Source organism: Parafrankia sp. EAN1pec (assembly GCF_000018005.1).
In the GTDB taxonomy this organism is placed as follows: domain Bacteria; phylum Actinomycetota; class Actinomycetes; order Frankiales; family Frankiaceae; genus Parafrankia; species Parafrankia soli.
Genome location: NC_009921.1, coordinates 4,313,502 through 4,325,768, shown reverse-complemented (window position 1 = coordinate 4,325,768; position 12,267 = coordinate 4,313,502). Strand labels below are relative to the sequence as shown.

At 69.6% G+C, this 12,267-nt stretch carries 12 protein-coding genes; 6 read left to right on the top strand and 6 right to left on the bottom strand.

The window, feature by feature from the left end; genetic code table 11:
• Positions 1-83 precede the first annotated feature (83 nt).
• Together FRANEAN1_RS17655 and FRANEAN1_RS17650 are read right to left on the bottom strand one after the other, a co-directional pair.
• The gene (locus FRANEAN1_RS17655) at positions 84-797 is read right to left on the bottom strand and encodes an NAD(P)-binding domain-containing protein (RefSeq protein ID WP_347177184.1); all 714 of its coding nucleotides are present in this window, start codon (positions 795-797) and stop codon (positions 84-86) included.
• Positions 798-902: 105 nt separating this feature from the next.
• On the bottom strand, positions 903-1,433 hold the full coding sequence (locus FRANEAN1_RS17650; protein ID WP_020461183.1) for a pyridoxamine 5'-phosphate oxidase family protein: 531 nt from the start codon (positions 1,431-1,433) through the stop codon (positions 903-905).
• A gap of 277 nt (positions 1,434-1,710) precedes the next feature.
• Between FRANEAN1_RS17650 and FRANEAN1_RS17645 the strand changes: the two genes are divergently transcribed.
• Together FRANEAN1_RS17645 and FRANEAN1_RS17640 are read left to right on the top strand one after the other, a co-directional pair.
• Positions 1,711-2,532: a siderophore-interacting protein gene (locus FRANEAN1_RS17645; RefSeq protein ID WP_020461182.1), complete on the top strand. Its 822-nt coding sequence runs from the start codon at positions 1,711-1,713 to the stop codon at positions 2,530-2,532.
• A 677-nt stretch (positions 2,533-3,209) separates the two neighbouring features.
• Positions 3,210-4,196 (top strand): alpha/beta hydrolase, encoded by a 987-nt coding sequence (locus FRANEAN1_RS17640; protein WP_347177183.1) that lies wholly within the window; start codon positions 3,210-3,212, stop codon positions 4,194-4,196.
• Between the two features lie 368 nt (positions 4,197-4,564).
• Here FRANEAN1_RS17640 and FRANEAN1_RS17635 read toward each other — a convergent pair whose 3' ends face one another.
• Positions 4,565-6,910 (bottom strand): MMPL family transporter, encoded by a 2,346-nt coding sequence (locus FRANEAN1_RS17635; protein ID WP_020461180.1) that lies wholly within the window; start codon positions 6,908-6,910, stop codon positions 4,565-4,567.
• Positions 6,911-7,114: 204 nt separating this feature from the next.
• Entirely contained in the window at positions 7,115-8,038 is a 924-nt protein-coding gene (locus FRANEAN1_RS17630) for a TIGR03620 family F420-dependent LLM class oxidoreductase (protein ID WP_020461179.1), read from the bottom strand.
• Between the two features lie 68 nt (positions 8,039-8,106).
• Here FRANEAN1_RS17630 and FRANEAN1_RS17625 point away from each other — a divergent pair, with 68 nt between their 5' ends.
• The 3 genes from FRANEAN1_RS17625 to FRANEAN1_RS17615 all read left to right on the top strand — a co-directional run bounded on the left by FRANEAN1_RS17625 (position 8,107) and on the right by FRANEAN1_RS17615 (position 10,610).
• The gene (locus FRANEAN1_RS17625; protein WP_049795694.1) at positions 8,107-8,733 is read left to right on the top strand and encodes a TetR/AcrR family transcriptional regulator; all 627 of its coding nucleotides are present in this window, start codon (positions 8,107-8,109) and stop codon (positions 8,731-8,733) included.
• A 153-nt stretch (positions 8,734-8,886) separates the two neighbouring features.
• Entirely contained in the window at positions 8,887-9,306 is a 420-nt protein-coding gene (locus FRANEAN1_RS17620; protein ID WP_041254320.1) for a YciI family protein, read from the top strand.
• Complete coding sequence (locus FRANEAN1_RS17615) at positions 9,279-10,610, top strand: sigma-70 family RNA polymerase sigma factor (RefSeq protein ID WP_041254319.1); 1,332 nt, start codon at positions 9,279-9,281, stop codon at positions 10,608-10,610. Before FRANEAN1_RS17620 ends, FRANEAN1_RS17615 begins: the two co-directional genes overlap by 28 nt.
• Before the next feature lie 54 nt (positions 10,611-10,664).
• On the opposite strand, the gene FRANEAN1_RS17610 is transcribed toward FRANEAN1_RS17615, so the two are convergent.
• Both FRANEAN1_RS17610 and FRANEAN1_RS17605 read right to left on the bottom strand, forming a co-directional pair.
• Positions 10,665-11,309 carry a nitroreductase family protein gene (locus FRANEAN1_RS17610; protein ID WP_041256091.1) on the bottom strand — a complete coding sequence of 215 codons (645 nt, stop codon included), beginning with the start codon at positions 11,307-11,309 and terminating at the stop codon, positions 10,665-10,667.
• A gap of 90 nt (positions 11,310-11,399) precedes the next feature.
• Positions 11,400-12,062 (bottom strand): SAM-dependent methyltransferase, encoded by a 663-nt coding sequence (locus tag FRANEAN1_RS17605; RefSeq protein ID WP_347177182.1) that lies wholly within the window; start codon positions 12,060-12,062, stop codon positions 11,400-11,402.
• Between FRANEAN1_RS17605 and FRANEAN1_RS41200 the strand changes: the two genes are divergently transcribed.
• Positions 11,995-12,141, top strand: coding sequence for a TIR domain-containing protein (locus FRANEAN1_RS41200; RefSeq protein ID WP_198145554.1), 147 nt, complete (start codon positions 11,995-11,997; stop codon positions 12,139-12,141). The two genes, FRANEAN1_RS17605 and FRANEAN1_RS41200, sit on opposite strands and share 68 nt — an antisense overlap.
• The last annotated feature ends 126 nt before the right edge of the window (positions 12,142-12,267 follow it).

Below are 12,267 nucleotides of genomic sequence, written 5' to 3'. Positions count from 1 at the left end.
CCACCCAGGCCCCCGGCTCCGCCACCTCGCCCGGCGAAGATCCGCATCAAGGCGGCATCCTCGTCAGGCGTCGTCGGGCCTCGTCAGGCGCGGAACTCCTCCGGGCGAACAGGGGACGCGGCGGCCAGCGCCTCGATGGCGGCCGCGGCCCCGAGGTCCTTGCCGTACACCGGCGTGCCGGGCTGCTGACGCCATGATTCCTCCAACGGGCCACCGTCGACCGGGTCGAAGCCCAGGTCGTCGACCAGGTCGAAGACCGTCTGCTTCCCCGGCCCGTCCGCGCCCGCGACCGGCAGCGCGATGCGGCCCTCGGCGCCCTTCGGCTGGCCGGACTCCAGCAGGTGCTTCCACCAGATCCCGTTGAACACCTTTATCACCGGTGAGCCGATCTGCTCGGCGACCCACACGCTCTCCGGGGTACCCGCCTCGATCGCGGCGATGAGTCCGTCCCGTTGCTGCGGGTAGTAGTTGTTCGTCTCGATCACCGGGGCTCCGGGCTTCGCGCCCTTGAGAATCCCCGCCGCAAGATCCGGGACGCGCTTCTGCGGGATGCTGATGATGACGAGATCCGCGCCGTCGGCGGCTTCCGACGCCCAGACAGCCGTCGCCCCGGTCTCCTGAACGAGGTCGGCCAGGGTCTCCGGATCCCGGGAGTTGGCCACCCGCACCTGATGGCCCAACGTGGCCAGCCGCCGCGTCAGCGTCCCACCGATCTGACCTGCCCCGATAATCCCGATCTGCATTGTTGGCTCCCTCCGACAGCTCGAACACCGTGCCTCGGTCCGCGGCCGCTGCAACCTCGCCCGCGGGCGGCGTGTTCCCGTTCACGCGCCGACGAGTTACCGGCGGCGTTCTCCCGACTGGCGCTGATCCTGCTGCCACGGGGCACCGGTGCGGCGGGGTCAGAACCGCCAGCGGGTGGCACCACCCGGCTCGACGGTCCGCAGCGCGGTGGCGGCCGTCGGTCCGACCCGGTACACGAACCAGGGCGGCGGGCCGGCCGAAGGAGCGCTGAACTCGGCTGTGAGGGCCTGTCCCGACTCGTCCACCCGGGCCGGCCAGCCCTCGGCGGCCCAGCGTTCGGCCATTGCCACCACGGTCACCGGATCGGTGACCCGGCTCGCCCGCCCCTCGAGCACGACATCGAACTCGGCGGTGGCCACGCTCAGCGCGCAGCGCGGATCGCGCGCGAGGTTCCTGGCCTTACGGGTGCGTTCCCCCGTCTCGAACCAGAAGCAGCCGTCGACGAACAGGGCACCGATGCCCGTGACGTGCGGGGCGCCGTCCGGATTGATCGTGGTCAGCCAGCAGGTATGCCGGTCGGGCCCGCCGGAGCCGGGGGCCTGGGCGATCCCGGCGGCGAGGCGGGCCTGGACGGATGCCCAGTCCAGCAGCGGGAGGTCGTAGAGGTCGGCAAGGTTGGTTGCGTCCATGGACACATGGACCGCGCCCGGCCCCGAAACTCATCGCTTACATTCCAGGCCGGCCGTTCCAGACCCGCCATCCCCGACCGGCCGCTCCAGACTCGTCGTTTCAGACCCGCCGCTCCAGACCGGTCGCCCACGCGGGCGAGCGCCCGGCAGGGAGTCCGTGACCTTCAGTGATCTGCTCGTCGCCGACGCCCGAGCGACACCGGCAGTTTGGTCAGGTTAGGCTTACCTTCATTCAAAGTCTCCGGCGGCCCAGCCGGCGACGAAGGAGGTCAGGACCATGGCCACGACTGGTCGCACCCGGCCCGTTCGAACGCAGGCGGTTCTCGCCGTCCAGGAGAAGAGCTGGATCAGCCCCGGCATCGTCCGCGTCGTGCTCGGCGGCCCCGGATTCGATGCCTACAACGACAACGCGTTCACCGACAAGTACGTGAAGATCTTCTTCGCCGATCCGGCGCACGGCCTGGAGCCACCGTACGACCTCGCCGCGCTACGGGCCGAGCACCCGGAGAAGCTGCCCGCGACCCGGACCTACACCGTCCGCTGGGCCGACCCCGACACCCGCCGGCTGGCCATCGACTTCATCGTGCACGGTGACGAGGGCATCGCCGGGCCCTGGGCCGCGGGCGCCGAGGTCGACGACCTGCTCGTCCTCAGCGGCGCCGGTGGCGCCTACCGCCCCGACCCGGCCGCCGACTGGCACCTGCTGGCCGGCGACGAGACCGCGATCCCCTCCACCACCTCGGCCCTGGCCGCGATGCCCGCCGCGGCGACGGGCTCGGTGCTCCTGCTCGTCGACTCCGCGAAGTACGAGATCCCCATCCCCCGGCCCGACGGCGTCAACCTGCGCTGGCTGCACCGGGAGACGGCGGTGGCGGACGTCGACCCACTCGTCGACGCGCTGCGAGAGCTGCCCTGGCCCACCGGAACGCCACAGGTGTTCGTGCACGGCGAGCGAGGCACCGTCAAAGCCGCCCGACGCCTGCTCACCGTGGATCGCGGGGTGCCCCGCGAACAGCTCTCGATCTCCGCGTACTGGGCCGCTGGCCGCACCGAGGACCGGTTCCAGGCCGAGAAGCGCGAGCCCATCGGCCAGATCTAGCGCCGATCTGAAGCCGCGTCCGCGAAGATCGGCTCTGCGGCGCGGACGCGCCAGGCAGGTTCCGGCGCCGGCCGAGCAGACATGGCGATCGGCAGTGGAACCCTCGCGGTCCGGGTTCGGGTGTGGTCGGGGTCAGAAGGGCGGTTGTTTGTCGTGGGTGATGTTCCACCCCGAGGTGGTCTTTCCCGACGATTCATCGCCGCCCTCTCCCTCCGCACCGGAGTTGTACCGCGGTTCGACATATGAATGCGGACGGGTGACGAGCCTCGCGCCGAACGGACCCGCCCAGACAAACATTACCTTCTCCGACCGTGTCAGCCGCCGACGGCCGGAGTGGTCAAGCCCTACATTTGGAACCTACTGCAATCAGGTGCTCTACCTGCGGTTCTTGCTTCCAAGATAATCGATGGCCTGTCGGTTCACCGATCGCGATCTCGCTGCCGGGGCGGCGACGCAGGGCCGAAGATCGAGAGCTTGCGGTCCCCTGCCACCGCCGCACACCGCGACCGCCCTCACGATTCCGCGGCGCCACACCTATCTCGCCGTGGGCGGCAAGACCGAGCCGCCGATCGGACGACTTGCGCGCGATAGTACCGCAATGGTAACGTCACTTCCGGGTCACTATCGCGCGCTAGCGACGTGACGTACAGGGCGAGGTGGGTACTTTGGATCATTCGATGCCAGTCATGGATGAGGAATGCGCGGCCGCGTGGCAGCTTATTCTCGACAAGTACTTCGGTGGAGCAGCCGGAAGGATAGACATCACCGAGGACATCATTCCCAAAGCACGTGCCCACAAAATGCCGAGCCGCGAAATGCTACTCGAAGCATTCCCCTTTACCGAGGAGGAACACACGATCCCAGGGCCAGAATCAGAGATCACCATCTCTGTTTTCACACCCATTGATCACGGCGGCACCGGCCCGGGAATTTTCTGGATTCATGGTGGTGGAATGGTCACTGGCGACCGTTTCGGGGTTGTTCCGGCGCTTCGGCTTGCGATGGCGACCGCCGCCGTCGTTGTTTCCGTCGAATATCGGCTCGCTCCTGAGTATCCCGACCCCGCGCCCGTGGACGACTGCTACGCCGCTCTACTCTGGACCTTTGATCATGCTGACGAACTCGGGATCGGCGCCAGTACGCTCGTCCTCGCTGGCGGCAGCGCCGGTGGTGGCATTGCCGCTGGCACAGCACTTCGCGTGCGCGACAACGGCGGGCCGCGCATCGCCGGAATGCTGTTGTCGTGCCCGATGCTAGACGACCGGATGCACACTGCCTCGGCCCACATGACCGGCGTACTCCCCTGGAGCCGTACCAGTAACGAGACCGGGTGGCGCATGCTGCTGGGGGATCGTGCCGGCACCGACAATGTATCCATCTACGCTGCGCCCGGCCGAGCGACCGACCTGTCCGGGCTCCCTCCAACCTTCATCGACGTCGGCACCGTCGATCTCTTCCGCGACGAGGACGTTGCCTTTGCCTCAACGATCTGGGCGTGCGGCGGCGATGCGGAGATCCATGTCTGGCCCGGCGGATTTCACGGCTATGAGGACTGCGCGCCTAACGCCCCGCTCGCCATAGACACTCTCGTAGCCCGCGAACGCTGGTTGGCGCGAGTCCTCAGTCGTGCCCGTAGCCACGCCACCCAGGCCAACAGCCTTTAGGAACCTCCAGGTTTCCGCGACATGGCCGGAGGACAGGCTTGCGGCCTTACTTTCGACAGGAGTTCCGGACGCTGCTGCCGGATGCCGAAGGCATCGCCCGTTTCAGCGCTCGTCACAGGCACCGTGCGGCTCGTCCCACGCAGGAGTGCGACAAGACTGGTCGCGACCGCGAAGGACAGTGGAGCAGCACGGCGTCCAGGGCATCCATGGTCGGGCCGACCGCGGCCAAAGGCGCTCCGCCACGGCGGGCGCGCCTGGTGCCGTGCCGGCGGCGGTGACACCGCCGCCGGCACCACTAACCGCGTTGAAATCGCGAAACCCCTGATCGCGACAAATGCGGCAGCCTCATTTGACGGTGCTGACCCGTCTCAGGAGCGGGCCAGCTCCCGCTCGTCTTCGGGCCGGTCGTCGTCGTCTTCGGGCCGGTCGACCTCGTCTTCGGGCCGGTCGGTGTCGCCTTCAGGCCGGTCGTCGTCGCCTTCAGGCCGGTCGGTGTCGAAGGAGCCGGTGCCCACGCTGTGGGGGACGGCCTCGTCGGCTGGTTCGACCGAGACTCGCGGAGTGATGCGGTCCAGCCATTTCGGAAGGTACCAGTTCGCCTTGCCGACAATGTGCATCAGCGACGGTACGAGCATTGTCCTGAGAACGAACGCGTCGATGAACACGGCGGCGGCGAGGCCGGTACCGAAGATCTTGATCGGCCGGCCCGGGCTGACCACGAAGCCGAGGAAGACGGCAATCATGATGATGGCGGCGGCGGTGATGATGCCGCCGGTCTCGCCCTGCCCGATGGTCACCGATCGCTTGTTGTCGCGGGTGTGTACCCATTCCTCATGCATGCGACTGACCAGGAACACCTGGTAGTCCATCGACAGGCCGAACAGGATGGCGAACAGCATGACCGGGATCCAGGCGTCGATCGGTCCGCCTGGTCCGGCGCCCATGCTGTCGGAGAGCCAGCCGTACTGGAAGATCGCCACAACCAGACCGAACGAACCGCCCGCTGCCAGCAGGTTCATCACCGCGGCGGTCAGCGGGATGACCAGGCTCCGGAACGCGACGAGCAGCAGGACGAACGACAGGCCGACCACGACCGCGATGAACAGCGGCATCTTCCGGGCAAGCACCGCGGCGAAGTCGACGTTGATCGCCGTGTCACCGTAGGTGTAGATGTGGTTGGCCGTGCCGTCGTACAGCGGCGGCAGGGTGGTCGAGCGCAGGTGCCGGACCAGCTCGTAGGTCTTCTCCGACTGCGGTGACGTGGTCGTCTTGAACGTCACGAAGGCGACGTTCTCAGCGAGCGGAACCGTGCCCAGGCTGCCCGGGTCGATGCCCGGGACAGCGGACAGCGTCTTTGTCACGCGCTGCAGGTAGGCCTGGTCCGAGGCGCCCGGGCCGCTCACAACGGCTTCCAGAGTGGAGTTGTAGCCGACGCCGAAATCGGAGGCGATCAGGTCGTAACCGTCGCGGGTCGTGGAGCTCTTCGGGTCGCTGCCCTGATCGCTGGCGCCCAGCTCCATCGAGAAGAACGGCAGCGCGATCGCGACCATGATCGCGCCCGAGACGATCGCGACGACGACGGGGCGCCCAGCGACGAACCGCGACCACCGGGCCCAGCCCCCCACCGGACGGTCATCGATGAACTCACCGGCCCGCACCGCCGCCCGCTGCCGGCGGGGCAGCACCTTCAGGCCGAAGATGGCCAGCAATGCGGGCAGCAGCGTCAGCGAGGCAATCATGGTGAAGCCGACCGCGAGCGCGGTCGCCACCGCCATGCCGTTGAAGAAGCTCACCCCGAGTGCGATCAGACCGAGGATGGCGATGCACACGGTCGTACCGGCGAACAGCACCGCCCGGCCGGAGGTGTTGAGCGCGTTCACGATCGAATCCGCGACGGGCATGCCGCGCCGCAGGTTGCGGCGATGCCGCGTGAGGATGAACAGCGCGTAGTCGACGCCGACGCCGATCACCATCAGCTCGGCCAGGTACGGGGTGATGTTGGAGACGTTGATGGCGTGGCTGAGGATGTAGATCACGCCGAGGCCGCTGACGAGCGCGGCCACCGCGCTGGCCAGCGGCAGCACCGTGGCGGCCACGGTACGGAACACCAGCGCCAGGATGATGAGGGCAGCCGCGAATCCGATGAACACCGACGAGCCCGAGCCGTCGCTCTGCCCGATGCCGGTGAAGGCGTTACCGGTGAACTCGACCTGCAGCGAATCGCTGCGCAGCGTCTTCAGCTGATCGTAGACGTTCTTGAACAGCTCGGCGTCGTAGTGGTCGTTCTCCCAGGTGATGGTGACCAGGGCCGTGGTGGAGCCGCGCGCACTGTTGAGCAGCTGTGGGTTTCCCGGCGCTTCGGCATCGCTCTTCGAGCAGTCGATCGACTCCCAGGGCGACGCGATCAGTGCCACATGGTTACCCGAAGCGCACACCTCGGCCAGGGCCGGTTTCAGCTTCGGTGGCGGCTCGGTGAGCGTTCCGCTCTCGTTCTTGATCACAACCGTGCCCGGGGCGCCGTTCTGATTGTTCAGGCCGGCATCCTCGAGGAGCTTCGCGACGGACGCGGTCTCGGTGTGCGGGAGGCTGAACGTGTCCTTGTACGAAGCCCCGCCCATCGCCCCGGCGATCCCCTGCACCGCGACGATGAAGACAACCCAGCCGACGACGACGAACCATCGGCGACGGACAGCGAGTTCAGCGATCCGTTTCATCAGTTCTCCTGCTCGGTGTCTGGTAACCGGCGAACATCCTGGCATCAGCGATCAAGTCCGAGTCGACCTCAGCTCTTCGCACATACTTCCAGACAGCCATGGCCCGCGATTTGAGTGGCGCCGGCGGGGGCCCTGTCCGTAGTCGGTCTGTTACTCGGTAGCCGGATCGAGCCCCCGCCCCCAGCGGTGCGTTTCAGCTGTGCCTCATGGGGCGGCGTCGCGCAGGGCCGGGGCGAGCTCACGCCATTCACGGTCTGGCAGCACGGTCGGGTCGACGGTGAGGACCTGGACACAGACGTGGTTGGCGCCGGCGTGGAGGTGCTGGCGTACCCGGTCCCGGATTGTCCCGGCGTCGCCGTAGGCGACGATCGCGTCGACCAGCCAGCGGCTCGGGCCGCCGACGAGGTCGTCATCACCGAAGCCCAACCGCCGCATGTTCGCCTCCTGGTGGGGTGCCGCGGAGACGTAGCCGGCGACGTGCGCCGCGGCGACCTGGCGGGCCCGGTCGACATCGGTGTCCAGGACGACGGCCTGCTCGACCCCGAGGAACGCCTCGGGACCCATGATCTCGCGGGCCCGCCGGGTGTGTTCGACGGGCACGAAGTACGGGTGCGCCCCCCATGTCCGTTCGGCCGCCAGCGACAGCATCTTCGGACCGAGCGCGGCCAGTACCCGGCGCACGGCCGGCCGCGGCGACGGGCTGTGGGCGGGGACGGCGTCCATGGCCGCCAGGTAGGCACCCATGGTCGACACGGCTCGGCCCAGGCCCGGCACGGGGTATCCGTCCAGCAGGTGGGTGGTGTCGTCAACCCGGTGTCCTCCGAGGCCGAGAAGGTAGCGCCCCGGGAACGTCTCGCCGAGCGCGCGGGCCGCGCCCGCCAGGGCGATCGGGTCACGGAACGCGATGTTCGCGATGCCGGACGCGACGGTGACCCGCCGGGTGGCCGACAGCAGCAGCCACGCCTGGCTCACCGTGTCCCGGCCGAATCCCTCGCCGTACCAGATCGCGCCGTAGCCCAGCTCCTCGATCTCCGCGGCGGCCTCCCGCACCCGGCTGGAGGGCTGGCCGTCGAAGGCGAACGTCCAGACGCCGACGTGGCCGAGCGGGTGTCCCAGGTCCTCTGTCACCGTGCTCCTTCGAGCCTCTCATCATCCGGACAGACTGTCCGTTTCGGTCCGGCTACGATACGGACATGATGTCCGGTTGTCCATATGGGCACGTGAGAGGAGGAGGGACGGCAGTGGTTGGACGAGCGCCCGCAGAGCGCCTCCCACGCACCGACGCCCGGCGCAACCGGGAGCGCCTGCTCGTGGTCGCCCGCGAGGCGTTCGACGAGGCCGGACCCGACGCGTCTCTTGTCGAGATCGCCCGCCGGGCCGGGGTCGGGCAGGGAACCCTCTACCGGCACTTCCCGACCCGGGCCGCGCTGCTCAGCGCCGTTCTCGCCGACCGGATCGAGACACTTTGCCGACAGGCGGCGGAGCTGTCAGCCGCCCTCTCCGCCGACGAGGCGCTGGCGGCCTGGCTGCACCTGTTCCTCGTCCACGCACGTGTCAACCAGGGCCTGGCCGGCGCGTTCATGACCGAGGGACCCGAGACGGCCGCCGTCGACTGCCATCAGACAATCACCGCCGCCGCGGCCGACCTTCTGGGCCGCGCCCAGCGGACGGGGACCGCCCGCCCCGACCTGAGCCCGGATGATCTGATCCAGATCGTCGTCGGCATCGCGCTGGCGACCGCCCGCGACGGCGACGCCGGCCAGGCCGACCGGCTACTCACACTCGTCCTGGACGCCGTCCACCGGACGGGGCCCGTCGCATAGGCCGGGACGCCTCTGATCAGGTTCACGCAGGACGACGGCGCCGGTCCACAGGAGGCCACGAAAAATGCCGGCAGGCCGTGTCGATCCGCGGCGGGGCCGTTCGACCTGATGGTGAGAGGGTCGAACGGCGACCTCGGGAAAGGGAGATCGACGATGGCGAAGTACATGCTGATCATGCGTGGCACGGACGAGTCCCTCGCGAAGATGATGGACACGCCTTTCGAGGAGATGCTCGAGGTCGTGGGCCGCTTCAACGAGGAGTTGATCCGGGCTGGTGTGCTCGTCTCCGCCGAGGGGCTGGACGACCCGTCCCAGGGCGTGGTGGTCGACTACAGCAGTGAGACGCCGGTGGTCACCGACGGTCCGTACGGTGAGACCAAGGAGCTGTTCGGCGGCTTTTACATCATCGAGGTCGCCTCGAAGGAGGAGGCCGTCGAGTGGGCGAAGCGGATGCCCGCGATCAACGGTTCGAAGTGCGAGATCCGCCGCGTGCCGGGCATCGACGAGTTCCCGCAGGACAACGAGTGGGTCGTCAGGGAGCGGGCGTGGCGCGAGCGGACCGGCCAGCTCTGATGCCCGCGGGCACCGGCGGCCCGCCGAGCGCCGAGCCGGCGCGGCGGGCCGTCGAGGCCGTCTGGCGGATCGAGTCCGCCCGGATCGTCGGCGCACTCGCCCGCTACACCGGCGACTTCGCGCTTGCCGAGGACGTCGCCCAGGAGGCGGTGGCCGAGGCGCTCGTCTCCTGGTCACGGGACGGCGAGCCGGCGAACCCGGTGGGCTGGCTCCTGACGACCGCGCGGCGGCGCGCCGTCGACAGCTTCCGCCGCCGGGCGGCGCTCGACGAGCGGTACGCCATGGTCGCCGGGCAGCTCGCCGAGGGTGAGGCCGTCTCGGGCGGCCTGGCCCCGGCGGCCCGGCCGGACGATCTGCCGTGGGACCCCGACCGGATCGACGACGACATCCTGGCGCTGATGTTCGTGGCGTGTCATCCGGTGCTGTCGGCCGAGGCCCGGGTGGCGCTGACCCTGCGAGCGGTCGGCGGGCTGTCCAGCGAGGAGATCGCCCGGGCGTTCCTGGTGCCCGTGCCGACGGTCCAGGCGCGGATCACGCGGGCGAAGAAGACCCTCGCCGCGGCCCGGGTGGCGTTCGAGCTGCCACCGGCGACGGAACGGCGCGGGCGGCTCTCCGACGTCCTGAGTGTGCTTTACGTGATCTTCACCGAGGGTTCGACGGCGACGTCCGGTGACGACCTGCTGCGGCCCGATCTGGCCTACGAGGCGATCCGGCTGGGACGGACGCTGGCCGCGCTGTTGCCCGACGAGCCGGAGGTACACGGGCTGCTCGCCCTGTGCGAGCTGACGGCCGCGCGCTTCGCGGCGCGCACCGGGCCCGACGGCGAGGCGGTGCTCCTGGAGGACCAGGACCGGCGGCGGTGGGACAGGTCGGCGATCCGTCGCGGCATGGCCGCGCTCGGCCGGGCCGCGGCGCTCGGGCGCGGCCTCGGGCCGTACGGCCTGCAGGCGGCGATCGCCGCCTGCCACGCGTCGGCGCCCTCGGTGGCGGAGACCGACTGGGAGCGGATCGTGCTCCTCTACGAGGCGCTCGGCCGGGTGGCTCCCTCCCCCGTCGTCGAGCTCAACCGCGCCGTCGCCGTGGCGATGGCGGCCGGGCCGCGGGAGGCGCTGTCCATCGTGGACGATCTCGTCGCCGCCGGCCGGTTGTCGGGCTCGCACCTGCTCCCGAGCGTGCGCGGCGAGCTGCTCTCCCGGCTCGGCCGGACGTCCGAGGCCCGGGCCGAGCTGGAACTCGCCGCGCGGCTGTGCCGCAACGTCCGCGAGCGTTCGGTGCTCCTGCGCAAGGCAGCCGCGCTGGCGTGACGCCCTCGCCGGGTTCAGCGCCGGATCGCCGGGATCACCACCAGATCGCCGGAATCACCACCGGTCGCGGTGCAGGACGGTCTCCAACGGCTCCCGCGCGGCCGGGCGGAACGTCGTGCCGATGGTGTGGGCGACCGGGATCAGCGCCCCCTGGCTGTACCCGGGCGGGATGCCGAGCAGCTCGGCGACCTCTCGCGAGTAGCCGAGGTGCAGCGACGTCCACGCGGTGCCGAGGCCGCGCAGGCGGGCGGCGAGCATGAAGCTCCAGACCGCGGGCAGCAGGGAGGCCCAGAACCCGGGCTGGGCGTGCGGCGGGATCTGCGTGACGTCACCCTCGAGGCAGGGGATCAGCAGGACGGGGACCCGGTGCATGTTCTCGGCGAGGTAGCGGGCCGAGTCGCTGACCCGGGCCTGCGTCGCCGCACGCTCGCCCTCGTACCCCGCGGCGGACGCCCCGCCGGCGGCCAGGTAGGCGGTCGCGCCCTTCCGGTAGTACCCGGCGATGCCGGCGCGCAGCTCGGGGTCGGTCACCATGATCCAGTGCCAGCCCTGCCGGTTCGAGCCGCTCGGCGCCTGCAGCGCGATCCGCAGGCACTCCTCGATCAGTTCGGGTGCGACCGGGCGGTCCAGGTCCAGCCGCTTGCGGACGCTGCGGGTCGTGGTCAGCAGTTCCTCTGGGGTCAGCTCAGGTACGGCCACCGGGTCATCCTCCCATTGCCGGCCGCCGGCGAGGGCCGCCACGGGCTCCTCACCCGGCTTCCCGGAATCACCGGACGGGGGGGTGGGACGTCACGCCTTGTAGGCGAGGCCGCCGTAGATGCTGACCGCGGCGTCGGTCAGGTCGGCGGGCACCGCGCCGTCCGGTCGCCAGCGGTGGACGACCTGCAGGCCCGGCTCGAGCAGCTCCAGCCCGTCGAAGAACCGCTCGACCTGCGCGCGGTCACGCAGGTGCATGGGGACACCGCGGCTCAGGTAGGTCTCCTGCACCGCCAGCATCGCCGGGTCGAAGTCGGCCGTCAGATGGGTGAGCGCGACGTAGCTGCCGGACGGCAGCGCGTCGACGAGACGCCGGATGATGCCGTACGGGTCGTCGGAGTCGGGGATGAAGTGGAAGACCGCGATGAGGGACAGCGCGACCGGCCGGGTGAGGTCGAGGGTGTCCTTCAGTTCCTGGGCGCCGAGGATGTGGTCGATGTCGCGCACGTCGGAGTGCAGGTAGGACGTGCGGCCCTCGGGGGTGCTGGTGAGCAGGGCACGGGCGTGGGCGAGGACGATCGGTACCACCCCCGGGTTGCACACGCGGGCCTCTTCCGTGCCTCTGTGCTGTTTCTGCTGGTAGATCGGTTGCGGGTGTGTGCGGGTGTGTGCGGGTTCGGGTGGTGAGGTGGTGTGGGATGCTGATGGTGTGGCCGGTGGGGGCGGCGGTGTGCAGCGTTTCTTCGTGTCGTACACGGGTGTGGATGTCGAGTGGGCGGAGTGGGTTGCCTGGACGTTGGAAGCCGAGGGACATGAGGCGCTGATCCAGGCATAGGACTTCGGCTCGGGGTCGCATTTCGTCGGGGGAGATGCGCCGGGCGTTGACCGGTGGCCGGCGAACGGTGGCGGTCTTGTGGCTGCCTATCTGAAGTCGGCGTGCGCGACGGAGGAGTGGCAGTTC